Origin of the sequence: Spirosoma lacussanchae, from assembly GCF_005870035.1 — a bacterium.
Classification (GTDB): Bacteria; Bacteroidota; Bacteroidia; order Cytophagales; family Spirosomataceae; genus Spirosoma; species Spirosoma lacussanchae.
In genome coordinates this window covers 1,325,273-1,350,388 of the sequence record NZ_SWJG01000001.1, presented here as the reverse complement: position 1 = coordinate 1,350,388, position 25,116 = coordinate 1,325,273, and the positions used below count along the sequence as shown (strand labels likewise).

Below are 25,116 nucleotides of genomic sequence, written 5' to 3'. Positions count from 1 at the left end.
ATAGAAGAAAAAGCTTACGCGTGTTGCGGCTGCCCAACAAAAGTAGCCGTCACCTCGGCTACGCGCTTACCCTGAAACCGGGCCGCATCCAGGGCAACCTCGTTGGGTGGCACCGTACCGTTCTGGCTCGTATGCGAGGTACCATAGGGGTTGCCCGACTGGAACTGGATCGGATCAGCGTAGCCCGGGCCAACAATGATACTGCCCCAGTGGTAAAAGGTGTTATTCAGACTCAGTAGCGTCGACTCATGGCCACCGTGGGCTGTAGCCGCGCTGGTGAAGGACGACCCAATTTTGTTCACGAGCTTGCCCTGTCCCCAGAGCGGACCGGTTGTATCAATGAACTGCTTGAGCTGAGCGGCCGGCATGCCGTAGCGCGTGGGAGCTCCCAGGATGATGGCATCGGCCCATTCCAGATCATCCAGCGTAGCTTCGGGCACATCCTGGGTTTCGAGCCGGTGACTCGACCAGCCTTCGTTCGATGCAATGGCTTCTTCGGGAGCCAGTTCTTTTACTTTCAGCACCCGCACCTCGGCGCCAGCCTGCTTGGCTCCTTCTTCGATGGCACGGGCTATTTTGTAGGTAGTACCCGTGGCACTGTAGTAAATAATTGCAATTTTCGTCATGATCCGTTGCTGGATAAGATAAGTGTATATACACGAAAAGAACTACAAGAAAACCCCTGACCAGTTCAGATTGATGAACCGGTCAGGGGCTTGTCTACAGCTTAGGAGTTACCCAGCGTACGGTCTGGCTCGTTGGCCCGGGTGGCCGGGATAGCGCCTTCCTGCGTGCTGCGGTTCCAGTCAGCATCGGCCACTTTCTCATCGGTAGAGAGGGCGTCCGGGTTCTGGTAAGCCGTCATGGGTTCGTCTTCGTCCGTCGATGCGTCTTCGGCGTCCATGGGTAGCGGCTCCTGCCCCCACGAGGCCCGCTTCGACTCATCGATGCGCTCGGCCGACATATCGTCGTTTTCGTCGTCGCTGGCCAGGGCAGCCGCCTGGGTCACATCCCCCGGCACGTCGGTATCCCTGATTTCAGCGACGCGCGAGGGCAGTTCGCTGTCCAGATTCTTATCGTTGAGTTGCGCCAGTTCGGGATGAATACCCATGGTGCTGCGCATTTGCTTGGCCGCGTTGGACTCGGTGCTTTCTTTGCGGGAATTGCTACTTACGCTCATAACGTTGGTTGGTTTATCGGTTAACGGAATATAAAGTGGTTTATAGCCGGTGCATTCGAACTCACCAGAGACTTCTCCGACAAGGGCAGGCAGTACCGGCCATAACCCGGTTAATAAGTAGGCTGATTGTTGAGATCGGTACCTGTTTCGGCTACTTCTTCCTCGCGCGACTGATCGGTTTCGTCCGTATCGTTTGTGTCGCTATCATCGGCTTCCGTATCGTCGTCCTCGCCCCCGCCAGACTCCTGCTGGGCTTTGGCGGCTTTCTGGGCGTTGGGAGCGCCAACACGGTCGGCCGATGCGTAATCATCGGGACCGTGGGTCGTTACGTCGACCATGGCCGTATTGGTTTTGTCGGCACCAGCAGCTGCGTTCTGGGCGCCCTCTTCGGTCACTTCCATGGTACTATTGTCCATGTCGCCCATACGTAGAACGCCATTTTCGCTGTCCATGTCGGTGCTGCCCATAGCGCGGTTGTTACGGCCATCCTGACCGCCCCGAACCTGTTCGCTGTCGAGACCATTGGGTGAATTTTCGGTTTCCGGCCGGTGCTTATTATCCTGTTTATAGACATCAGCATCAGCGCCATCCGAGCCAAAAGGGCCTTCTGTGCGGCCAATTATCTGCGCGTCGTCGCGCTTTACGTCCTTTTCGTCTTTCATAGCGTTGGGCTTATTCAATACATAGAATAACTGGATTTTTGGCAAAAGGTTATCCCGCCCCTGTTACAGCCCATCAGCCCAACCTACCGAAAAATCAATATTTGTACCGATAAATATACATTATGTCCGAAGGTTCATTTGAGTGTATACATTTGTATGTGTAAGCCAGCAAAAATCTTTACATGGCTGCAACTAAATACCCCTTTTCAGGGTCTATATTATACAGACTATATGGCTGCCTTTTACATACGTTTTGGGCAGTCTTCGATATAAAAGAGTTTAATAGTTGGATAAAGCGTAATACCGAAAGCGGGCCGACATTGTCGACCCGCTTTTTTGATTTTCCGGTATTTGTCCGTCTGGATCAGGGTTTATCCCACCACACGCGCGAACTGGTTCTGTCGCCGTTCGACAAACGGCCTACGGCCGCTTCGTACGCAGCGGTGTTCAGCGTTGGCTCCGTGTTCGGATACCCGTACCGGCGCGGAATCTGCTTGCTTTCGTTTACCGCATAGGGGGTAGGCTGCAGATTCGGGTACCCCGTCCGACGCCATTCGGTCCAGGCTTCCGATCCGTTCGGATACAACGCGATCCAGCGCTGATCACCAATTTTTGCCAGGATGTCGCCAGCGGTAGGCGCTACGTTCGGGCTGGCAATGTAGGCCGTGAATTTAGCGGCATCGTAAACTCCCCACTGCTCCCACGACGCACGAATCGCGTCATTGTAAGCAGTTCTCGCATCGGCAGAAATCCAGCCGAGGACCGATGCCTCAGCTTTGGCCAGTAGCATCTGAGACGCCGTAATGATGTAGCTGGGCTGCGTCTTGGCCAGCACTTTTGCGCTGGGCAGGGCATACTCAGGATTATCGTTCGTATAATCGATGAGCAGGTCGCGGGTCAGTCCATAGGGAAGGCCCACAAAGTCGCCGGTGCTGGTTGGGGTAGCGTAAGCCGGCAGACGCGGATCGTTCAGGCTTTCCAGCTTGTTGACCAGCACATCGCTCACACCGTAGTCGCTACGACCATCAAACAGAGCATTGTCCGGATTCCGGAACTGATTCACGTCCGTATACCGAATGGTTGCGTTGTCGGCGTTGGTGCTGATGTAGCCAGCCGCATCATTGTAGGCAGCCGTGAACTCCGTACGGCCCGTGGCAGGGTCTACTTTGGTCAGGCGCAGCGCCAGGATCATCCGCAGCGAGTTGGCAAACTTCTTCCACTTGGTAGCGTTACCCGCAAACAGGATATCGCCGTCGAACGCCCGGCCGTTGTCGAACTGTGCACTGGCTTCTTTCAGCTCTTTGAACAGATCGGCATAGATCGCCTGCTGTGGGTCATATTCGACCTGCGTCTGCTTCTTGAGCGCGTTGAAGTAAGGCACATCGCCCCAGCGGTCGGTTACCACCGAGAACACATACGCTTTCAGAATCCGGGCCGTAGCCAGCTGGTTGTTGTTCGAACCAAACTGCGCAACATAGGCTCTGGTCGACTCATCGGTATTGTAGTCGATGATGGTCTGCAGATCCTGCAGGGTTACGGCATAGTAGCGGTTCCAGTCGGCAAACGTGGTCGCATATAGCGAATTTTCGGGATACTGGCTCTCCGACCAGTACTGCACGAACAAACGCGGCTCAGGCGCCAGCGTGGTCAGTCGGCCAGCAATACCTTCCAGCAAAGCGCCGGTTGCCGTGGTTGGCGGTACACCGAGCATGGCTTCGGTCAGCAGCGCCGAGGTTACCGGCGTTACGGCAGCGTTCGGGTTTATGTTCTGATCACCAAAGTCGCTGCAGCTCGCCATCAGGCCCAGTCCGGTTAGCAGACCGAGCGTCAGGAATCTATTTTTAACGGTAGTCATTTGTGTTTGAATTGAGTACGCGACCCACCCCGCAGCGCGGGTCGCGTGGGTACATGGCTCTTAGAAACTTAAACGAACGTTGAAGCCCAGCGAGCGGGTGCCCGGCTGCTGGCCGTTTTCGCCGAAGCGCTGTGCCAGCTCCGACGGATCGATGTTCGGGTTAGAAGCGTAGATCAGCCAGGGGTTACGAGCTACTACGCTCAGGTTCACGCCCTGAATGTATTTGTTCGGTTTGATCGGCAGGGTATAGCCAAAGCTCACCTCCCGCAGTTTGATGTACGACGCATCGAATACCGAGTTATCGATGATGCTGTTGTTACCAAACTGATGGTAGTAATCGTAAGCCGGTACGTAGGTATCGATAGCCTCGCCGGTTTCGCTCACGCCCTGTACCCGAACGCCACCGCCATTGGCTACGTCGTCCCGAACGTTCATGCCTTTGTCATTGGTAGCGGCCGTTTCGGCGTACAGACCCGAGTAGGTACCCCAGAAGTTCGACAGCGAGAAGTATTTACCACCGCGCTGGAAGTCAAGGCTCAGACCCAGTGAGAAATCCCGGTACCGCAGCGTGTTCACCAGACCACCCGTGAAATCGGGCAGTACCGAGCCAAAATACTGGTTCGGTGCGAATACATAAGTACCGTCTTCGTTCAGTACTGGCTGGCCGTTCTGGTAGACGATACCATTGCCGCGCAGCTGACCCCAGCGGTTGTTGCCACCGTTGTCGACACCGGTCGAGTGAATCACGTACGAGTAACCGAACTGGTCATTGGTCGAGAACGACTGACCCGTAGCGCCGAACGCCGTCGACGAGGTAGCCTGAATCGAGTTGATACCCGGTGCCAGGCTGATGATCCGCGAGTTGTTGCGGGCGAAGTTCAGGGTAATATCCCAGTTGAAGTCCTTACCCACGATGGGCTTACCATCCAGCTGAATTTCGATCCCGTCACGCTCGATCCGGCCGGCGTTGATAACCTGCTGGGTAAAGCCGCTGACGGTTGTTACGTCTACGTTCAGGATCTCGTTGATCTTGTTCTCCCGGTAGTACGTAAACGCCAGACCGGCCCGGTTCTTCAGAAAGCGCAGATCGACCCCGGCTTCGAACGCCGACGACAGCGACGGAACGATGTTGGCGTTGGTCAGCAGGTTCGGGGTGGTAATCAGGCTGTTCGTGTTATTGTACTTGAACTGGTTTACCTGATAGGTCAGAGCCAGCTGGTACGGGTTCAGGTCAGAACCGACCTGCGCCCAGCTACCGCGCAGTTTACCGAACGACAGGAACGGCAGCGCGTTGCGGGTCAGCTCCGAGAACACGAAGCTACCGCCTACCGATGGGTAGAAGTACGAGTTGTTGTTGGCAGGCAGGGCCGAACTCCAGTCGTTACGACCCGTTACTTCCAGGAACACCAGGTCACGCCAGCCCAGCGATGCACGGGCGTAAAGGCTGCGCACGGTTTTGCTGAAACGGTTGTTGGTCTGGCTGAACGAGCCGATCGAGTTACCGATCGTAAAGAGATCCGGTACGAACAGACCACCCGTGGTAGCCAGGTCAACGCGCGTATAGCGGTTATCCCGGATGTTACCCCCAACGTTGGCGTTCAGCGTGAAGTCTTCGCCGAAGCTATCGTCGTAGGTAGCCAGGAACTCGTAGTTGTCTTCGCGGTCGGTGATCTGACCGGTGGCGTATTCGGCTTTCAGACCCGTCTGCGACGCGCTGGTCTCCAGAATATTCGGCGTTTTGTTCTCGTAGTTCGTGTTCCGCTGGTTCCGGCGCAACCAACCCTGTACCCGGAACTTATCGTTGATCTTGTAGGTCAGGTTCACATCCCCGAAAATCCGGTCGCGGTTGGTCTGGTAGTCGATGTTGTCGAGGTACGAGTACCAGTTGTACCAGTAGTTACCGCGGTTGAAGGCGGGCGTCTGGAAGTTGGTCGTTGTGGTTGGGTTGGTGTGGTTCCAGCTGGCCAGCGCACCGGTAGGCGTACGCAGGGCGCGCAGCTCGCGGAGTTTGCTCATGTCCAGATCGCGGTGGAACCACTGGTTGAACGAACCCGAACCCGACAGGTTGGAGTAGGCATCGTCAAACTCGCCACCCAGCCGTTCGGTCGTGTAGTTAATGTTCAGACCGGCCGTCAGTTTGGTACCCAGGTCGAAGGTCGTAGCCGCGGTGATGTAATTCCGCTTCAGCGACGTGTTAGGCAGGATACCCGTCTGGTCGAGGTTGTTGTACGACAGGCGCAGGTTATAACCCGTGCCGCTCGTGCGGAGGCTTACGCCGTTGTTGAGCGTCCGGCCCGTGTTATAATAGTCGCGCACGTTGTTGGGCTGGGGCGTGAAAGCGGCCGTTTGGAACGAATAAGCATGACCCGGATACCAGGCGTACCAGGGGATGTATTCGCTGCCATCGATGCGCGGACCCCACGAAGCGTCATCCGAATAGTCGTGGTACTTCTTGCCGTTCAGTGCCTGCCACTCAACCGGGTTGCCGGGAGCCCAGGTAAACGTACGCCAGTCGGCCGATCCACCGCCACCGTACTGGTTCTGGTATTTCGGGATGACGTTCACGCGGTCAAACGTGGTGGTGCTGTTGATGTCGATACCAATGCCTTTGCGATTCAGTCCTTTTTTGGTCGTGATCACGATCACACCGGCATCGCCCCGCTGGCCGTAGAGGGCCGTCGCGTTGGGGCCTTTCAGTACCGAGATGTTCTCAATATCGTCGGGGTTGATGTCCAGCGTGGGGGGTGTATCCGAATCGCCCGTTAGGGGCGTACCGTCTACGACGTATAGCGGGTTTTTATCGACCAGCGAAGCCGCCCCACGGATACGAACTACGGCACCCGAACCCAGCTTGGAACCGGCCTGGCTCAGTACCTGAAGACCGGCTACTTTACCCGCCAGAGCGTTACCGGCATCCGCCTGCCGAACCACCTGAAGCTGATCCTGGGTGATTTGCTGGGTAGCGAACGAAACCGATTTAGCGTCGCGCTTGATACCCAGAGCTGTAACGACAACCTCCTGCAATTGGGCTGCGTCTGAAACTAGTGTTACGTTGATGGAAGTTTGATTACCTACCGCTACTTCTTTACTCGTAAACCCAATAAAACTAAAAACCAGCGTCGAACCCGCTGGAACGTTGAGTCGGTATGTACCACTCGCATCGGTACTGGTGCCGCGCGATGTGCCTTTCACCGCTACGTTAACGCCGGGAAGATCAGACCCATCTTCTGACGACGTTACCTTTCCACTGATGGCAATATCCTGCGCCATCGACGGTAGATAGAACAAGCACAGCAGGAACTGTACCACTAGAAATTTTCTCATAAAAGTGATCTTAAGTGTAGGTTAACGCTGAATCAGCATTTTTTCTAATATCAAAATTGTGCAAAATAGTTGTCACAACAAAATTTCGTAGTCTATAATTTTTACAGAATTATTAGAATACTAAAGTACCATCCGGGCGAATATTCATATTATCAAATTATAACTATCTCAAAACCAACGATTTTTTGTTAAGAAATCATAATTCTATCCCCCTTCACAAGCTGATCCACTGACGGACAAACTGTTTATACTTCCGCCCTAATCTCGCCGAAAAATCAACTTTTTCTATCATACGGGAAACTGACAAAATATTAGATTAGTCATATTTACTTAAGTACTTTAGGCCCTATACACTGAGTAAACCAAAAGCAACCGTGCAGATAGTCAGTACACTACCTGTAGCGTTTTTTCTTCAATATTCAGCCGAACCTGGCGCGACTGCTGTCTGGGCCCCAACAAAAAAACCTGCCATGAGGCAGGTTTTTACCAGCGTACTGGATGGTATTGATTCTACCGGTTGGAGCCGATGACCCGGGTGTTCAGGCCACTTCCTCCTGGCTGGCTGAGGGGGCCGTCGTGTTTCGGGTGGGGCTGGCCTGGCCGGTCAGTTCAGCCAGTAGCTCACTGACGCTGACCATGGCAAAACTGCTGGCGTAGTCGGCCATAGCATACGGAATAATTAGTTTGTCGCCGTTGATAACGCCCCCGCAGCTGTATACGACGTTGGGCACATAGCCTTCGCGTTCGTTTTCGTCGGGACTCAGGATGGGCTCGGTTGTTCGCCCGATTACTTTGCTGGGGTCATTCAGATCGAGCAGGAAAGCGCCTATGGCGTATTTACGCATCGGCCCGACGCCGTGGCTCAGTACGAGCCAGCCCGCTTCGGTTTCGATGGGCGAACCGCAGTTACCCAGCTGCACGTACTCCCAATGGTAGGTTGGCTTCAGAATGAGTTCTTTGGTTTGCCAGAAATACAGGTCGTCCGAGTACATCAGGTAGATATTCTCCCCATCCTGCCGCGAAATCATTACGTAGCGCCCGTCAATTTTACGGGGAAACAAGGCCATACCCTTGTTCGATACCTCGGCGCCGTTGAGGGTACTGACGCTGAAGTGCGAAAAATCTTTGGTTTCCAGCAGCTGCGGGAACGTAACCCGGCCGTTGTAAGCCGTATAGGTAGCATAGTAGGTCACCTCCCCGTTATCGTCGGTAAACTGCACGAAGCGGGCGTCTTCGATACCGTTGGTCTCGTTGGGCGACGATGGAAAAATGCAGCGCTCATCGAGGCTCTGATCATCGTCGAAATCGATTTCGTAGTTCGACTTGGCCAGGGCCAGCAAACCACTCGCAATGGTTTCGTATTCGGCGTTATAGCGGTACTGGGCCAGGATCCGTTTGATCTGGGCGTCGAGTTCGGTCAGGCTGAACTCCTCGCCCAGGCCGATCATCATTTTTTCCTGAATGCTGTTTTCGAGCCGCAGTTCGTAGAGTTTGCGCTCAAACTGCGTCCGGTTAAACCGCTGGGTAGACAGGATATCGGGGGCGGTGACGTAGCGGGATGGCTTCCGCAGTACGATATTGCTTTCCTCGTCGATGTACCCCATCCGGAACGAGATCGAAGATACGTGGCCCTCGCCGGTAGCCCGCAGGCTCAGGATAAACCGTTTGTAGCCAGGCGGCACGTTGGTCTGGTCGGGGTGCCAGATCATGGAGGGGTTGAACAGGGCAGCCGACTCCAGCGAATACTCCATGGTGAAATAGGCTCCCAGCAGCAGTTTGCGCTCCTGCGTCAGGGGTTCGTCGGTCAGGAGCTGGGGTCTGATCTGCTCAAACCGCTGTAGTAAAAACCGTTCCAGCTTGTAATGTCGGCCGCCAAACTCCCGAATGACTTCGTCGAGCTTCTGATCAACTTCATCGTCGGTCATAGACCCAACGCGGGCAATGATCTTTAACGTGCGGGTAGCACTTCCCAGCTCAAAGGGACGAAACAAAACACGCGTCGGGTCCGGCCGGAGAACAATACCCGTTCGGGTTGCTTTTATGCTCATTTATAAAAAGTTTTCAGTGTCTGTATACGGTTTCCGGCAAATTTCGTCCGATTTGGCCAGCCATCACCCAAAACCGTATACAGAAAACTGAAAACTACTAAAGTTATTACCCATTCACCAGCGCAGAAACGGCCAGATTTACCGATTTTGCTTCGGACCGTTGCTTCTGAACGCTATGCAGCTCGGCCAGCGCCAGCAGATACGACAGTGTGCTTTCGGCACCCTGGTTCTGGTTGACCCGGTCAATATGCAGGCCATCGCGGCAACCGCCCGTCTGCGCGTCGTATAAAGGCAACCCCAGGTCGTTGTGGCCGGTAAACCATTTGAACACCCGGAGGGCGGTACGGTGCCAGTCTTCGTCGCCGGTAACGGCATAAGCCGCCAGGCAGGCCGATACCGTACTCTGCGCTTCGAGTGGCTGCTGGTCGAAGTAAGCGCGGGGCTGTCCTTTGATGTAGAACCCGTTCGAGCCGATGGGCTGGAAATTACCCCATGCCGGATTGGTGCGAGTCGATACACCCGGTGCCTGGTTGCCGAAGTCGGCCGTACGGGGTCCGGCCGTTTGCAGCTCGATCAGCCACCGCAGCGAGTTTAACCCGATCTGAACCAGCTTCTCATCGCCCGAGCGGAGCAGCACGTGTGCCAGCACCGCATTGTCGTACGAGAGCACGTTCTCGAACCAGGGCCAGTCTTCCGTTGCCGTAGCGTTGTATAAGTCCATCAGCTTGCCGAGCAGTTGCTGCTGGATAGTTTTGGCCAGCCGGTCGTCGCCGAATTTTTTCTGGTACTCGTAGATACCCAGCAGCGAGAACGCCCACGCCCGGGGCGAGGGCATATGAACAATACTGGGCAAAACTTTCTCGATCAGGTTAATGGCCCAGGTTACCGTGTTTTTGTTGGCGTCGCGACCCAGGCAGGTGCCCAGGGCCCAGACGGCCCGGCCCGTGCTGTCGTCCGAGCCGACGTCTTCGAGCCAGCGTCGGTCGTAACTCATGAAATTACGGAACCGGCGGTGTTCGTCGGTGTAGGCGTAGTTGAGAAACGCGCAGTAGTCGTCGGCGGCCTTGTCGAGTTTCTGTTCGCTCAGCCCCGCATCGCGCAGGGTCATGGCCAGAATCAGCGCCCGGGCGTTATCGTCGGTGCAGTAGCCTTCTTCGTAAAACGGCAGGTGATACCGCGCGTGCTGCACGATACCGGTCGAGTCGGTCAGGCGGTACAGATGGTCGAGCCGGATGGCGGGCAGCACGAATCCACTGGCGCTCCCCATATACGGTGCCAGTCGGCCAATGGTACTCATGCGTTCCTGACGCGCCTGCGCAAACGAGTTGGCATAAGCCTGGATGGACCGCTCCCAGATCATTTCGCGCCCCATCAGGTAGCCCCGCTTCCGCATGGCGTGCCGCATGGGCTCGTCGGTGAGCAGGTTGATGATCTGATCGGCAATAGCATCGTGATCGCCAAACGGCACCAGCACGCCCCGGCCGTCGGCCAGCAGTTCTTCGGCATGCCAGTACGGCGTCGACACGACTGCTTTACCGCAGCCAAATGCGTAGGATAGCGTACCCGACGTAATCTGAGCCGGGTTCAGGTAGGGCGTAATGTAAATATCTGCCGAGCCGATGTACTCGAGCAGGTCGTCGAGTTCAACGAATTGGTTGTAGAACCGTACGTTGTCACGCACACCCAGATCTTCGGCCAGTTTTTTCAGGCTGTCGCGGTACGCTTCGCCTTCATGTTTGATCAGGTGCGGGTGAGTAGCGCCCAATACCATATAAACAGCGTTCGGAACCTTCTCCACTATACGCGGCAACGCCCGAATCACGTTTTCGATGCCTTTGTTGGGCGACAGCAGACCAAACGTAAGCAGGGTTTGCTTGCCTTCCATGCCGAATTTATCCTTGTAAAAGTGCGGATCGACAAACGGCATATCCGGAATCCCGTGCGGAATCAGGTCGATTTTCTCTTCGGGTATTTCGTAAATATTGATCAGGAAATCACGACCTTTCTCCGACATACAAACCACCCGGGCCGACAGATCGGCAATGCTTTTCAGCACCAGCAGCTGATCTTCGTTCGGGTTTTTCAGGATGGTATGGAAGGTCGTAACAACAGGCATCGACAGATTCCGGAGCATCGTCAGGATATAACTGCCGGCTGGTCCGCCAAAAATGCCGTATTCATGCTGCAGACAGACCACATCCACATCTTTGGCATTGAGAAACTCGGCTGCCCGCCGGTACGCTTCTTTATCATGCTGGTAAAAATCGTAACGAACCTCCGTAGGGTAGTCATAGCCATCGGGTGTATCGTTTACGGATACAACGATAGGGCGGGCATCAGGAATAAATCGGGCATATGACGTATACAGATCCGACGTGAATGTGGCAATGCCACACTGACGGGGCAGGTAGTCACCAACAAAAGCCACGTTTTTCGGATTATGTGGCCATGCCGCCGTTGCTGTTCCGCCCTGCTCAGGCGAAACGCGATTGGTAGGAGTCGTCATAATTATTGAAAGGTTTTGCCGCGCTAAAGAACCGCGACATGCCTGGTAACGCTATTGAATCTATATAACTATAATAATAATCGATTGAGCCAGTCTTTTGTTTTGAGAAACAAAACATATTTGCATCATACCTTGGCTAAAGCGCACTTTAAACAAATATTATTTTATATACTATACAATTTACCGCATTTATTATTGGTTTTACAATATTTCCCAAAACGGTAACAAATGAATTATTCATCATCGGCGCTCAATGCTGCCGAGTAGCTCAAGTAGATAATCCCGTTTTGGCTTATTGACCGGCACCTGGGCTCCGTCGGCCATGAGCAAATACCCCCCCTCCTGCCGAACGATCTTGCGCAGGTAAGCCGGGTTGATCAGGTGCGAGTGATGTACCCGAACAAAGCCACAGGGCTCCAGCGCCTGCCCTACCTCTTTCAGCGTTCGGCAAATGAGCAGGCTGGAGTTATCCTGCAGAAAGAAATGCGTATAGCTGGCATCGGCCGTACAACGAACAATATCGCTCACGTCGATGATCTCATGGCCTTCCTGCGTTGGCAGCGCCACCCGGGTCCGGCCGGGGCTGGCTGGTGTCTGCTGGTAGTGTTCCTGAAACAGCTGATACTGCCTTTGCTGCAACTGCCTTACTTTTCGCTGCTGCCAAAGTCCGATGGCTTCGCGCAGTTCGTTTTCCTGGATGGGTTTGAGCAGGTAATTCAGGGCGCTGAACCGAAAGGCCCGAATAGCATACTGGTCGTAGGCTGTTGTGAAAATTACATCGAAATGAAAATCACCGACTTGCTCAAGCAGGCTGAAGCCGTTCATACGCGGCATTTCAATATCCAGAAACAGCACATCGAAGGCCGTATGCCGAATAAACTCAAGAGCCGCTTCGGGCTGATTGAACTTAGCCATTACCTGTACATTCATGTCGAGCTTGCGTAGCTTCATGTCGAGCAACTCGGTAGCGTGCTTTTCGTCGTCGATCAGGATCGCTTTCATAACTGATTGTGACTGGTTTGTGGCCGAGATGGGCTTGTCAGCCGAAGTTGGTAAGTAATTCGGACCAGCGTACCGCAGCGACCGCCATCGGCCAGGTCGATCAGCTGTACGTTGAGTTGCGAAGGGTAATTCCGGTTGAACAGGTCGATCCGCTGCTGAGTAATAGCCATCCCGAGCGATTTCTGTCGGGTGGCCGAGCGGCTTTTCAGCCGGGCCGACTGCTCGCGCCCGATTCCATTATCTTCTATCTCAAACTGAATGGTTTCTTCGTTGAGCATCAGCACCCGCAGCCATACACATTTGTCGGGTCGATGACTGTGCTGCAGGCCATGCCAGACTGCGTTTTCTACAAAAGGCTGTAGTAATAGCGGGGGAACAACCACCGCATCCTGATCAATAGCCGGATCAATGTCGATTACATACTGGAAGTTTTCGTCGAATCGACTGCTTTCCAGTTCAAGATACAGCTGTAGTCCGCTTATCTCTTCAGTCAGCCGGACGGTATCTTCGTTGGAATGATTGAGAATCAGGCGCAGCAACCGCGAGAAGTTAGACAGATAACGGGTGGCGTTGGCTTCGTCTCCCTTCAGTACAAAATACTCGATGGTGTTCAGGCTGTTGAAGAGGAAGTGGGGGTTCATCTGGCTGCGCAGGGCCAGCATTTCTACTTCGGCCAGTCGTTTTTCATAGGCCGTTCGCTGCTCGATTTCATCGATATAAGCCGCCTGACTGGCCTGCCGTTCGCGGTCGATGATCCGGATACGATGGGCCAGCGCCAGGGCAAAAACGATGATTTCGAGCAACACTCCCAGGGGCAGCATCAACAGATTATCTACATAGCCCGGCAACGACTCACCCACCAGAATGATCTCGCCTGCCCGCAGAGAAGCCAGTACGCCAATGACCGTAAGCAGTACATTACCTACCACCACATAGCGCGTCAGTACGGAGGGCACCCGCCAGAGCATCCAGACCAGCACCGCCACATGTACCGACCCAAATACCAACCGGCAAAACCAGTAGCTCAGCTGATAAAGGCCACCGTCGTTGGTCAGCAGCAGCAGCCCCCCCGCCAACAGGCTATAGGCAATAGCAAACCGCCCCCACTGCTGCAGCTGGCGGGCCGCTGCCGGATGCGTCCGCGCCAGGTCAAGCAGCTCGACCAGGAAATACATATACGCGCCCCAGCCAACCCAGACGATACTTTCCATTGCATGGTAGCGAAGCAGGGGCATGGTGGCAAAAACCTGCCCAATGGGTGTATACGTTCGGGTCTTCAGTAAAGCGTACAAACAACCGGCCAGCACGTACAGCGCGTAATAGCCATACAGCGGCCGACGGTAATAGAGGTAGATCAGCACTACAAACAACAGGAAAAACAACAACCCTCCCTGCACCCACGACCGGTACTGCAGTTCGGGCAGGTTACGCCTGTACTGAAACAGGGCCTGCCGAAAATGAAATGCTTCTGATTCAAATCGCAATCCCAGCGAGGGGCGGGGCAGTTCCGAATGGGTCAGCGCCGGTAGCAGGCCCGGGCGGTTAGCGACCCGGATCAGAACAACCGTGGTCTGTCGGGCCCCGAACCGGAGGGGTATGTACTGGTCATCGTCGGGAGTAGCCCAGTCCTGGCGCGGAACCATGGTGCCGCACCGCAGCGAATCGATCAGACGCCCCGAGTCGGGCATAAGCCGATAACAAACGACGGTCTGACTGGTAGCCGCGTAGGTATAGAGCGTCCGGCTTGTATCGGCATCGTTCAGTACCAGCAGGCGAAGCCAGTAGACCTGCTGGCCGTTGGTGGGCAGGTTCGAGGAGACTCGCTCCCCTGCCGCCTGCCGAAACACCGAGAGCCAGCCTGCCTGTCGGTCTGTACTCCTCAGTACAGACCGGTCGCGCAGATAGATTGGCCCGCGGTCCAGCTGGCTTAACCGGATGGTATCAAGATGGCTGGCCACCCCTAACCGGCCAGACAGCATCATACCCAAAAAGAGTAGCCAGCGAACCATAGGTTTTCAACGACAAAGTCCCGTGAAACAATAGTACGAAAAGCACCCGACTGAGTAAAGTCAGGCTAACAGACAGTGCGTTTCAGTTTACCAGCCAAGCGTTTCGACCCATATGCACGCCTGGTCCGTGTATTCACTCATATAAGATGCTGACAAACCCAAAGTCCAGACTGGTCAATTTCCCGGTCCGATTCTGGAACCTCCTGCGGACCTTTCGTTAACGTTCACAAAGCAGCAACCAACCACTCCGCGTATGAATTACATCGCTTTACCAACCCTGGCTTGTTTACTGATGGCTACTGCGGCAGCCAAGGCTCAGGTGCGCGTCTCAGATCCGAAACAAACCGTAGAACGCAATGTAGAGTATCGGGTCAATAATAAGGTAGATCAGAGTATAAACCGGGGACTCGATAAAGTAGAGCAGGGCATTGGCAACATCTTCAAAAAAAAGGAAAAGAAAGCCAGCGGACAGCAACCCGCCGATGACACCGCTCAACAAACGGCCGATGGACCGGCCAGCCCCGCCAATCAGCAACCCACCGGCACGCCGGTAGGCGAAGCGGCAGACACGGGCACCCCCCGCCCGTTAAAAGCTTACAGCCGATTCGACTTTGTTCCCGGCGAGAAAGTAGTGGCCCTAGAGGATTTCGGTCAGGATGCGGTTGGCGACTACCCGGCTAAATGGAATACCAACGCCAGCGGTGAAGTAGTGACCCTGGATGGGCGGTCAGAAAAATGGCTGGCGGTTACGCAGAACGGCCTCTTCTACCCCGAATTTCTCGCGGCTCTACCCGAAAACTTTACGCTGGAAATGGACATGGTCATCACCCCCGGGTTAGATAACAACCTCCTGGGCACGGCGCTGAACTTCGTTGATGGGAAAGCAGCCAAAAATCTGCTTACGGCAGACCGAAAAAATACCGTACAGCTCAACATTCATCCGGGTGGCGGGTATACCAGCGTTACGGCCTGGGATGCTGACGAAACGATTCGGGTAACCAACGAAAACTACGAGAAAGAGTGGCTCAGTGGCGAGAAGCCAGCCGCCCGGTTATCGGTCTGGCGGCAGAAAAACCGACTTCGGGTCTACCTGAACGAAGTTAAAATCTGGGATATTCCACGCGCCTTCGACCCGAGCGTAACATACCGGCTTGTACTGGAACGCAGTTTCTTTACGACCGAAAACCAGGCCTGGTATATCGGCAATCTGCGCGTTGCCGTGGGTGCTCCCGATACACGCTCAAAACTAATTACGGAAGGTAAATTCAGCACAACGGGTATTCTGTTCGATGTTAACTCCGACAAAATCCGCCCGGAGTCGTATGGTGTACTGAAAGAAATCGGGCAGGTGCTGAAAGAGAATGCCGGTATACGCGTCAAAATAGTTGGCCACACTGATTCAGATGGCAACGACGCCAGCAATCTCGCCCTATCAAAACGACGGGCGGCTTCGGTCAAAACGGCGCTGGCCACTGAGTTCGGCGTTGATGTTAATCGCCTGGATACCGATGGGAAAGGCGAAAGCCAGCCCGTTGGCCCCAACACCACGCCCGAAGGCAAAGCCAACAACCGGCGCGTCGAATTCCTGAAACTGTAAAGCCGAGCCTACCAAGCTGTATCGAACAGACAAGCCGCACGCCCGGAACTGAAGCTATGACCATCAAATCGTTGTTCATACTACTCGTCTTTCTATCAACGGCTGGCGCCAGCTGGTCGCAACAACTAACGCCGGGCCAGCAGGCTGAACTGAAACGACTATCCGAGGAAGCGCAGGCAGCCTTCAGGAAGGCGCTCGATCCCGACAACATAACCCGTTTGTTCGACGAACAGATTCAGGAAGCCAGAAAGAGTGGGGCCACACCTGCCCAGATTCGGGAACTTGAGCAAGCAAAAGTCGACGCCCTTCAACAGTTCCGCACCAACCAGAAAGAAGGAGCTCAACAGACTGAAACAATTGCCAGCCCGAACCCCAGCAAGAAAGCAGCTGACCCCAACAAGGCTTTGCTGACAACACTGAAAAACCGGCCCTCTCAACCCGATTCAGGCATCGCGCCGGTCATGTACGACCCTTTACCAGGCCGTTACTCCCTCATACCAATGGCTTTCCGGGTCTACGCCGATCGCAAGCTGACACCCGGGCAGTTCGTAGCATTCATGCAAAAACGCTTTCAGGTCATTCTTCGCGAAACCGGCCAATTTGGTGCCGGGAGAGGGCAGAGTCGACGCTATGAACAACTGCACGAAGGACATCCCATCCGGCTATCGCACTATAGCATTACGCTCGACACTAACGGGTACGTAATACGGGCCAACGGCGATCTTTTCACGATAACCCGGGTTGCTAACCCGCCCCGGCAGGCCAGCGAGCTCCTGTTGGCGCTGCGTCAGGCTACCCAGCTACCAACGCTGACTCTTCACAATCAGATCTCCTCAGAAACACCCCTCCCCTATGCCCAACCGCTGCCGATGGCATGGGTACACCCCAATCTGGACCCAGCAAACCGAGCCCCTGTACTGGCTCAGCCCTTTACAGTTGTCACCCCCACCCAGCATCGGCGATGGTATCTCGACGCACAAACGGGAGCCCTGGTAGCTACCGAAAATCGGCGGCCTGCCTGCGCCCCTCAGCCCGGCCCCTACAAAACCGTTGTTCAGACATTTCATCACCAGAAACGAAATGTCGGCGTCGTGGCGGGGTTGTATGCCGGAAAATCGGTAATCCGACTGGCCGACAGCACCGAAACGCCTGCGATTGTCATCATCAAGCCGCACTACCATGTTGTTCCCGAGTTTACCACCGACACGCTCCTCAACGATGCTGCGCTCAGGAACCGGGGCGATTTCGACGCGTTGTACGGCTTCCGGCAGTCGGCCCGCTTTTTCAAAAACCTGGGTCATCATAGCTTCGACAATCAGGGCTCTTCCGTTCACGCTGAGTCATACCTGGAAGAAAACGCCTGCTGGTCGCCCGACAGCCGGAAATTTTACTTCGGCCTGGTGAATAAAACCCCATTTGCTGATCTTAACACAATTGGGCACGAGTTCACCCATGCCGTTAACGAGTACACCTGTGGTCTGATTTATCAGGGCGAATCAGGCGCTCTCAACGAATCCATTGCCGACATATTCGGCACCTGTATCGAGCATCAGGCTGTTGGCGGAAACTGGCTGCTGGCCGAAGCAGTTGTTCCGGGCGGTACTCGGGATATGGCCAATCCCACCGCCAAAGGTGACCCCGATACCTACCTCGAATCACCCTGGGGCTCTACCAGTACGACCTACGACGAAGGAAACGTGCATAAAAATTCGGGGGTTGGCAATAAGTGGTTCTACCTGCTCATCAAAGGAGGTAAAGGACAAAACGGCCTCAAACACCCATACGACGTTTTCCCGACAATGCCGTATAACACCCTGGCCCGGATAGTACTGACGACCTTACCCCGGCTAAGTCCCCGATCTGGTTACGAAGACCTGTGCCGCGAAACTATTGCCACAGCCGGGCAGCTCTTCGGCGAATGTAACGGTGTTACCGAAGCTGTAAAACGGGCCTGGTATGCCGTTGGGGTTCTGGAAGATGCCCCCGTGCCGTGTAAACCTGGCTGGACTATGGATATGGTTATGAAAAACGAAGGGCAGAAAATGGTTATAAACCTCTACTTTAAAGGCGATAGCGCTGTCTCTGTATACCGAAGCCACGATGGGTTCGTGAAAACGTTTTCCCGCCGAAGCAGCCCCACAATTACTGCTGTTGTGAAGAACGAAGATGGTATCCACACCCGTACATTCCCGAAAGACTGGACCAATTTTCTGGAACGAACGATGGACCAAACCCTGCCCGAGCAGGATGCGCTGATGGCCGAAGCGCTACAGGAAGCCAGGGCCGAACTGGCCAACCCGAACACCTCGCCCGAACGACAGGCTGAGTTAAGGAAAACGATACACATGACCGAAGACTTCATCCGACAAGGACAACAGGGCCGCGCCGACATGAAGAAACAGCTGGCGGAAATACGTGAAGGCAGCCAGGCAAAGTCAGAGATGGCTTTCTGGGGCAGCCGACAGGCGCGACGCGAGTTTGACAAGAAATACATCAAGGCAACAACTACTTATCAGGGCACCTATCTGGCCCGTAAATACGTACTGGATGGCAGCGCAGCCGGCATGTACTGGTGGACAACCGCTCAGATTCCGCTCAGCTTTTCGGACCTGACGCTGATGCTTCCTGCCGCACCAACCCTCCAGATGCGCTCGGGTCTTGACCACTGGATTCGGGGCTTTCCATTACAATTTCACGATATCTTTCAGATCCAGAACATTCGTGAGAGTGCCCCCGCCAATTTTGATACCCTCTTTTCAACAGCACCTGTTTTTTGACAGATCACTTTGTCAGCGACTCCCCGGCCTTTGTCGGGCTCAGGGCCATGTTTGTCTGAAATAAGTGGTTCAGGCCGGAGGTGGCGGCTAGGTTTGTGATTATAAACCAGTAACCACCATGAACAACTTTGTCCACTCTACTATTGGCCTCCTCCACCTGACAGCCGCCGTTGTGGCCATGATCACCGGCGCCATCGTTATCCTTACGCCCAAAGCGACGGTAAGACATAAACGAATCGGGTATGTCTACGTGGTCAGTATGCTGCTCGTTAACCTGACAGCCTTCCTGATTTACCAGCTGTTCGGCAAGTTTGGGCCCTTTCACGTGGCCGCTCTGTTCAGTTTCGTCACGATACTGGGCGGAATGATTCCAATCCTGTTCCGACGCCGGTTTCCAGACTGGCTGTCGTATCATTATTTCTTCATGAACTGGTCGGTAGTAGGGCTCTATGCCGCGTTCTGGGCCGAAACGCTGGTGCGGCTATTTCGGATGGCGCAGTTCTGGCCGGTGGTGGTGCTGGCAACCCTGGCCACGACCCTTACCGGCAGTATCCTGATCCGGCGGCATAAAGATCGGTTTCTGACCGGTCGGCCCGCAACCCCCATCGGCAAGCCCACCCTTTTTCCTTAACTTGCGCCTTCATTGTTTGGCGTTCGGCCTGAGAAGTTCGACGTGCCTGCTGCGTCAAACCTCAACCCAAACGCCATACAGTTGAATGGTCTGGCACCGTATCTCCTCCTTAATTCTTCGCCATCGGCTGGCCCTGGTAGCCGCTGTTCTGATTGGCACGGCCTTCATGGGCTACCAGGCCAGTCACGTTAAGTTATCCTACGAACTCGCCAAAATCCTGCCCGTTTCAGATACCGAATACAAGCGGTACGAGACCTTTAAAAGCCGTTTTGGCCAGGATGGCAGCGTCATGGTGCTGGGCATCGAGTCGGACAGTATGTACCAGCTCGATTTCTTCAATGACTGGTACGCCCTCAGCCAGCGCATCAACGCCATCGAAGGCATTCGGGACGTGGTCGCCAACGCTAACCTCTACGACATTGTCCGCGACGATACGGCCCAAAAATTCCGGATTGTACCGCTGGTACCCCGCCCTCTCTCTACCCAGTCGTCGGTCGATAGCCTCCGCGACCGGATTGCCCGGCTGCCGTTTTACCGCGGGCTGGTGCAGGACAGCAGTGGCCGGGCTCACCTGATGGCCGTTACCTTCGATCAGAAGCTGATCAACACCAAAAGCCGCATTGCCACCGTTCGGCGGGTAGCAGCCATGGCCGACTCCTTCGGAACGCAGCACAGGCTCACGGTTCACAAGTCGGGCATGCCCTACATCCGGACTGAGTTTTCGGCTAAGGTCAGCCAGGAGCTTACCCTCTTCATGGTGCTGGCTTTTGTGGTTACGGCGCTGATTCTGGTTTACTTTTTCCGGTCGCTGACGGTGATGATCGCGGCTGCGCTGGTGGTAGGTATCGGGGTGATCTGGGTGACCGGCTACATTGTTCTCTTCGGCTACGACATTACCATCCTGACGGGTCTGCTGCCCCCGCTCATCATCGTGATCGGGATTCCGAACGTTATTTTTCTGCTCAACCGCTACCACGAAGAGCTGAACCGACGGCATCAGAAAGACGACGCGCTGCGGATCGCCATCGAAAAGGTAGGCGAAACGACTTTTTTTGCCAACGTAACCACGAGTATCGGCTTCTTCGTTTTCTACTTCACGGCCAGCCCGCTGCTGCTGCAGTTCGGGCTGGTAGCGGCTTTTGGTATCATGACGACCTACGCCGTATCGCTGATTCTGATTCCGATTATTTTCAGCTACCTACCGGCCCCTTCGCCCAAACAACGGGGCCACCTCGACCGGCGTCAGGTCACGCGTTTTCTCAGCTGGGTCGATCAGCTGGTCCGCACGCGTCGCACGGCTATCTATAGCTTCATTGCGGTCGTAACGGCGGTATCGATATTTTTTGCCCTGCGGATCAATGCCATCGGGTACGTGGTTGATGACCTGCCGGCCAACGATCCCATCTACGCGGATCTTAAATGGATCGAGAGTCGGTTTAAAGGGGTTATGCCGTTCGAAGTGAGTATCGACACCAAACGGCCCGGCCGGGTACTGACCCCACAGACACTGAGCAAAATCCGCCTGCTGGAGCGCGAGTTCAGCAAATACCCCGAGTTCACCCGCCCCCTGTCACTGGCCGAAGCCGTCAAGTTCTTTTACCAGGCCTACCGCGGGGGCGACCCCAAGTATTATGCGCTGCCCGGCGCGCTCGAACTGGGCCAGCTAGCCAGTTATGCCCCCCAGCTGAAGGGGTCAGAAAGTCGCTTCAAAGGCTACCTGGACAGTACCCGCCGGTATACGCGTATCAGTTTCCAGATGCCCGACGTCGGTACCGTCCGTACTACCGAGCTGCTGAGCCGGCTCCAGCCCAAGGTAGATTCGATTTTCAACATAGACCGCGAAACGGGCCAGCGCGTAGCGGCCGATGAGCAGTACGACGTCAGCATCACTGGCAACAGTGTAGTTTTTACCCGCGGCAATGATTACCTGCTGAAAAACCTCGCCGAAAGCACCATACTGGCCATTCTGCTGGTTTCGGTGATTCTGATTATTCTCCTGCGCGATATCCGGCTGAGCCTGATTGCCATTCTGCCCAGTGTGGTCCCCCTCATCGTTACGGCCGGAATCATGGGCTTCTTCGACATTCACCTCAAACCCTCTACCATCCTCATCTTCAGCATCGCCTTCGGCATATCTTCCGACGGCACTATCTATTTTATCACCAAATACCGCGACGAGCTTCGGAACGGGAAACGATCGCTGACGCAGGCCGTATCAGAAACCATTCGGTATACCGGCCTGAGCATGTTCTATACGGCCATTATTCTGTTTGCGGGCTTCGCCATCTTTACGGCATCGACCTTCCAGGGAACCATAGCCCTCGGCATTCTGGTGTCCATCACCCTGCTGATGGGCATGGCTTCCAATCTGATTCTCCTGCCGGCCTTCCTGCTAACGGTCGATAAGCGCCGAAAAGCCGCTGTGCCGAGCCAGTCTTAGCTAGGGAAGCGTTGGTGGATGGATAGACAGATCCAGCAGGGCGGTATCGTCTTCACCATTGGTATAACCGTTTCCCGGCCTGGAATCTGGATCAGTGACGGCTGCCGCCTGAATTTCTGCGTTGAGCCGGGCCCGGCCCAGCGGGGTTGTAACCGTGGCTCTGAATGAGAGTGTGGCCGTTCGGCCAGCCGCCAGATCGCTGATCGTGCCGCTGACCAGCCCGCTCACCACCGTCATGCCGGGGCCGTCCAGAAACGAGAGGGCGGCTGGCAATGTACATCCCACCCGAACGCTCCCCGACGAACGGCCGCCCCGGTTGGCGACGACCAGACTAATGGACAGCAGCTCCCCGGTCCGTACCGCCAGCCGACTCGACACCAGTTGCAGACTCAGGTCGGCTGTGTTGGGATCCGGGATGGGCTGGTTCGAGGCAACAGCAGGCAGCGGGTCGGCGTTGACCGAAACGGGAACACTGAATACCTGCCCGGCCGACGCCCGGGTTCGAAAGGTGACCTGGGCCAGATCGTCCTGCCCATCGCCGATGCTCGTATTGGGTTGCGAGTCGACATCCAGCTGATCGGCCCTGACAATTTCGGCCGCCAGCTGATAAACGCCCTCCTGCGTAGGCTGAACCAGGAAGGTCACCGAACGCGGTATCGACGGTTGTACCTCCGGCAGTTTGACCAGAACCAGCCCCCGTTTATGGGTCACCTGCGTCCCCTGCATAAAGGGTAGCGCCGGGGGCAGATTACACCGCAGCCAGACGCTGGTAGCCGTTCGCGGCCCCGTATTGTCGACCGTCAGGCTAACCCGAACCGGTGTGTTCAGTGCCGGACTGGTTTGGTCCGTATACATGCGTAGGCTCAGGTCGGTACTCGTTATGGCCGAAGGCAGACGAGGCTGGGTGTTCTGAAAGAAAGCATCGGTTAGCGAGCCGTTCCAGGCATCTCCCACCTGCCGCAGCCCATCGCCGGATAAATGAACCCCATCCGTACGGGGCATCTGAATGGCGTCGGTATTGGGGCCGGGATACACCCCGCTGACCTGCTGGACAACCTGATTCTGGGCGTTGATCACCGGCGCGTACTGCGTCAGGTGGTAGTTCAGGTACAGGTTGTTATCCATCGATGCCCGCGCCACCACCCAGGGCAGGGCGAACCCGGCATCGGCCCGGCACTGCGCTATGACCGTTTGCAGATCAGCCGCGTACCGGGAAGCCGACGGGTCGGTATCGTAAAACTCCGATTCGCCCTGGTGCCAGAGCACCGCCCGCAAGCCCGTCAGGGGTACATAGTCCTGCACGACGCGCTTCAGATTGCCGTACGGCATACCCGGCCGAAAATAATCGCCCCCCGACGTTGCGGTACTATCGACAGTAATACTTTCGCGCCAGTTTCGTACGGCCGTACCAGACCAGGCGGTATTGTAGAACAGGATCGGTACGTTTAGCCGGGCCGTCAGCAGATCGCCCAGCCGACCCCAGTTCCAGGCCGTCTGGCCGCGGGGGCCAACGGTACCCGTAGCCGACAGGGGCGCCCCGGTAAACGGAATCGGCAACCGGATGGTATCGTTCAGGTTAAAGTGCGGACTGCAGACCACCCGCTCATCGGCCGGGTTAATGGCATCCCGGTTTCGAAGGCCCTGCCCGTTCGACTGGCCCGCAACGACAAACACCTCGCCCACGCCCACCGGCTTTACCTCCGCCACGGCCGTAATCAGCCCGCTGCGCCAGGCCCGCACCTCGATCCGGTACCAGCCCCCGCTAACCGTCAGCCGCCCCCCGAAATGGCCCTGGGCGGGTGCTGCGTCGAGCAGAACCCAACCGGTAGCCTGCCCCTGTCCCGGATTCATTTCCGTCAGACGAGCCTCTACCTGATCCGTCAGCGCCGGACAAAGCCCCATGATCGACAGGGTCGTTTGGTTATTGTTACCGCGCTGAAACACCAACCGGGCCGTCGGGAAAGTAATCGTCAGCTGCGCGTTGCAGACAAGCGTTATCAAAAGAAGTACCCCAGGCAGACCAACCCGCTTGCCGAGCAGCACACAGGATTTATAGAGCGGCATAATTCATCAGGTGATAGACACAAATACAAAAATTTGCTTCTATCTGACGGAAGACAACTCTATAAGACACTATTTACTATATGGTCTATTTGATAACTATTTATTTAAACTAACTATCTTCTAGTAACGTGTCAAATGATACAAACTGCCCTCCGAACCGATGTTGAATGCGCTGCTGCATGGTTTCGGCATGTTGGGCCAGGTAGGTTTCGTATTCGGTCCGGCTCTCGAAGTTAAGCTGGAGAGAATAGGTAACGCCCCCGTTGTCAAGCTCCGTCAGCAGCCGAAGCAGGCGATGATCGACGGTAAGGCCCGTTGCTTTAACGGCTGGCAGATAGAACGCTTTGATCCAGCGCAGCCAGTCGGTAGCTACTTCCTGGGCCACGCTATAGGTTGTGTTATAAAGAATCATACCCATTCAACACCGTCGGGTCGGTGTAAGTTGACCATTTGGTTGTTTCTTTGCCGAAACAAATTGATTCATCAAACCTACTTTTTATGTATCCCGGATTAGTACACGCCCACTCAGGCCTCCGCTGGATTGCGCTCATCCTGCTGCTGGCTGCCGTGGCTGTTGCCATTGGCAAGTGGCAGGGTCGCAGCGGCTATACCGATGGTAACCGCAAACTGTATTTATTCACGCTGATTGCGGTTCATACCCAGCTGCTTATCGGACTGCTGCTTTACTTCATCAGCCCCAAAGTGAATTTCGACCAGCTGAGTGACAAACTGTATCGATTTTATACCGTTGAGCACACGACAGGCATGCTGATCGCCATTGTGCTGATCACGATCGGCTACTCCCGCTCAAAACGGGCTACCGATCCCACCACGAAGCAGCGGCTGGTTGGTATCTTCTACGGCCTCGGTCTGCTCCTGATTCTGGCCTCTATTCCCTGGCCCTTCCGTATTCCGGGCGCTGGCTGGTTCTAAAAAATCAAACCCGTCTTCGGCTGAAGTTATTGCTGGAGACGGGTTTATTCTATTATTTCTATAGAGATTTTATTAAAATTATATTAAA

Annotated in this window: 16 protein-coding genes; 5 read left to right on the top strand and 11 right to left on the bottom strand. The window is 55.2% G+C overall.

Features of this window, described 5'->3' with window-relative positions; genetic code table 11:
• Window positions 1-14: 14 nt before the first annotated feature.
• From wrbA to FBR45_RS05560, 9 genes are all read right to left on the bottom strand, one after another.
• Complete coding sequence (wrbA, locus tag FBR45_RS05600) at window positions 15-626, bottom strand: NAD(P)H:quinone oxidoreductase (RefSeq protein WP_138500115.1); 612 nt, start codon at window positions 624-626, stop codon at window positions 15-17.
• 101 nt (window positions 627-727) lie between these two features.
• On the bottom strand, window positions 728-1,180 hold the full coding sequence (locus FBR45_RS05595; protein WP_138500113.1) for a hypothetical protein: 453 nt from the start codon (window positions 1,178-1,180) through the stop codon (window positions 728-730).
• Window positions 1,181-1,290: 110 nt separating this feature from the next.
• Window positions 1,291-1,842, bottom strand: a complete 552-nt coding sequence (locus tag FBR45_RS05590; RefSeq protein ID WP_138500111.1) for a hypothetical protein — start codon at window positions 1,840-1,842, stop codon at window positions 1,291-1,293.
• A 364-nt stretch (window positions 1,843-2,206) separates the two neighbouring features.
• Entirely contained in the window at window positions 2,207-3,697 is a 1,491-nt protein-coding gene (locus FBR45_RS05585) for a SusD/RagB family nutrient-binding outer membrane lipoprotein (protein WP_138500109.1), read from the bottom strand.
• Window positions 3,698-3,757: 60 nt separating this feature from the next.
• On the bottom strand, window positions 3,758-7,021 hold the full coding sequence (locus FBR45_RS05580) for a SusC/RagA family TonB-linked outer membrane protein (RefSeq protein ID WP_138500107.1): 3,264 nt from the start codon (window positions 7,019-7,021) through the stop codon (window positions 3,758-3,760).
• Window positions 7,022-7,560: 539 nt separating this feature from the next.
• Window positions 7,561-9,069: a glycoside hydrolase family 130 protein gene (locus tag FBR45_RS05575; RefSeq protein ID WP_138500105.1), complete on the bottom strand. Its 1,509-nt coding sequence runs from the start codon at window positions 9,067-9,069 to the stop codon at window positions 7,561-7,563.
• Window positions 9,070-9,175: 106 nt separating this feature from the next.
• Window positions 9,176-11,575 carry a glycosyltransferase family 4 protein gene (locus FBR45_RS05570; RefSeq protein ID WP_138500103.1) on the bottom strand — a complete coding sequence of 800 codons (2,400 nt, stop codon included), beginning with the start codon at window positions 11,573-11,575 and terminating at the stop codon, window positions 9,176-9,178.
• A 240-nt stretch (window positions 11,576-11,815) separates the two neighbouring features.
• A complete protein-coding gene (locus FBR45_RS05565; RefSeq protein WP_138500101.1) occupies window positions 11,816-12,577 on the bottom strand; it encodes a LytR/AlgR family response regulator transcription factor in 762 nt (253 codons plus the stop codon).
• Window positions 12,574-14,586, bottom strand: coding sequence for a sensor histidine kinase (locus tag FBR45_RS05560; protein ID WP_246082117.1), 2,013 nt, complete (start codon window positions 14,584-14,586; stop codon window positions 12,574-12,576). The genes FBR45_RS05565 and FBR45_RS05560 overlap by 4 nt, the downstream gene beginning before the upstream one ends.
• A 253-nt stretch (window positions 14,587-14,839) precedes the next feature.
• Here FBR45_RS05560 and FBR45_RS05555 point away from each other — a divergent pair, with 253 nt between their 5' ends.
• The 4 genes from FBR45_RS05555 to FBR45_RS05540 all read left to right on the top strand — a co-directional run bounded on the left by FBR45_RS05555 (window position 14,840) and on the right by FBR45_RS05540 (window position 22,031).
• Window positions 14,840-16,183 carry an OmpA family protein gene (locus tag FBR45_RS05555; protein ID WP_138500099.1) on the top strand — a complete coding sequence of 448 codons (1,344 nt, stop codon included), beginning with the start codon at window positions 14,840-14,842 and terminating at the stop codon, window positions 16,181-16,183.
• Between the two features lie 56 nt (window positions 16,184-16,239).
• On the top strand, window positions 16,240-18,960 hold the full coding sequence (locus tag FBR45_RS05550; protein ID WP_138500097.1) for a M4 family metallopeptidase: 2,721 nt from the start codon (window positions 16,240-16,242) through the stop codon (window positions 18,958-18,960).
• Between the two features lie 118 nt (window positions 18,961-19,078).
• A complete protein-coding gene (locus tag FBR45_RS05545; protein ID WP_138500095.1) occupies window positions 19,079-19,591 on the top strand; it encodes a DUF2306 domain-containing protein in 513 nt (170 codons plus the stop codon).
• Window positions 19,592-19,676: 85 nt separating this feature from the next.
• On the top strand, window positions 19,677-22,031 hold the full coding sequence (locus FBR45_RS05540; RefSeq protein ID WP_138500093.1) for an efflux RND transporter permease subunit: 2,355 nt from the start codon (window positions 19,677-19,679) through the stop codon (window positions 22,029-22,031).
• Here FBR45_RS05540 and FBR45_RS05535 read toward each other — a convergent pair whose 3' ends face one another.
• Entirely contained in the window at window positions 22,032-24,095 is a 2,064-nt protein-coding gene (locus FBR45_RS05535; protein ID WP_138500091.1) for a sialate O-acetylesterase, read from the bottom strand. It lies immediately after the preceding gene.
• A gap of 109 nt (window positions 24,096-24,204) precedes the next feature.
• Window positions 24,205-24,507: a DUF4286 family protein gene (locus FBR45_RS05530; protein ID WP_138500089.1), complete on the bottom strand. Its 303-nt coding sequence runs from the start codon at window positions 24,505-24,507 to the stop codon at window positions 24,205-24,207.
• An 86-nt stretch (window positions 24,508-24,593) separates the two neighbouring features.
• Between FBR45_RS05530 and FBR45_RS05525 the strand changes: the two genes are divergently transcribed.
• The gene (locus FBR45_RS05525; RefSeq protein WP_138500087.1) at window positions 24,594-25,028 is read left to right on the top strand and encodes a cytochrome B; all 435 of its coding nucleotides are present in this window, start codon (window positions 24,594-24,596) and stop codon (window positions 25,026-25,028) included.
• Window positions 25,029-25,116: the final 88 nt, after the last annotated feature.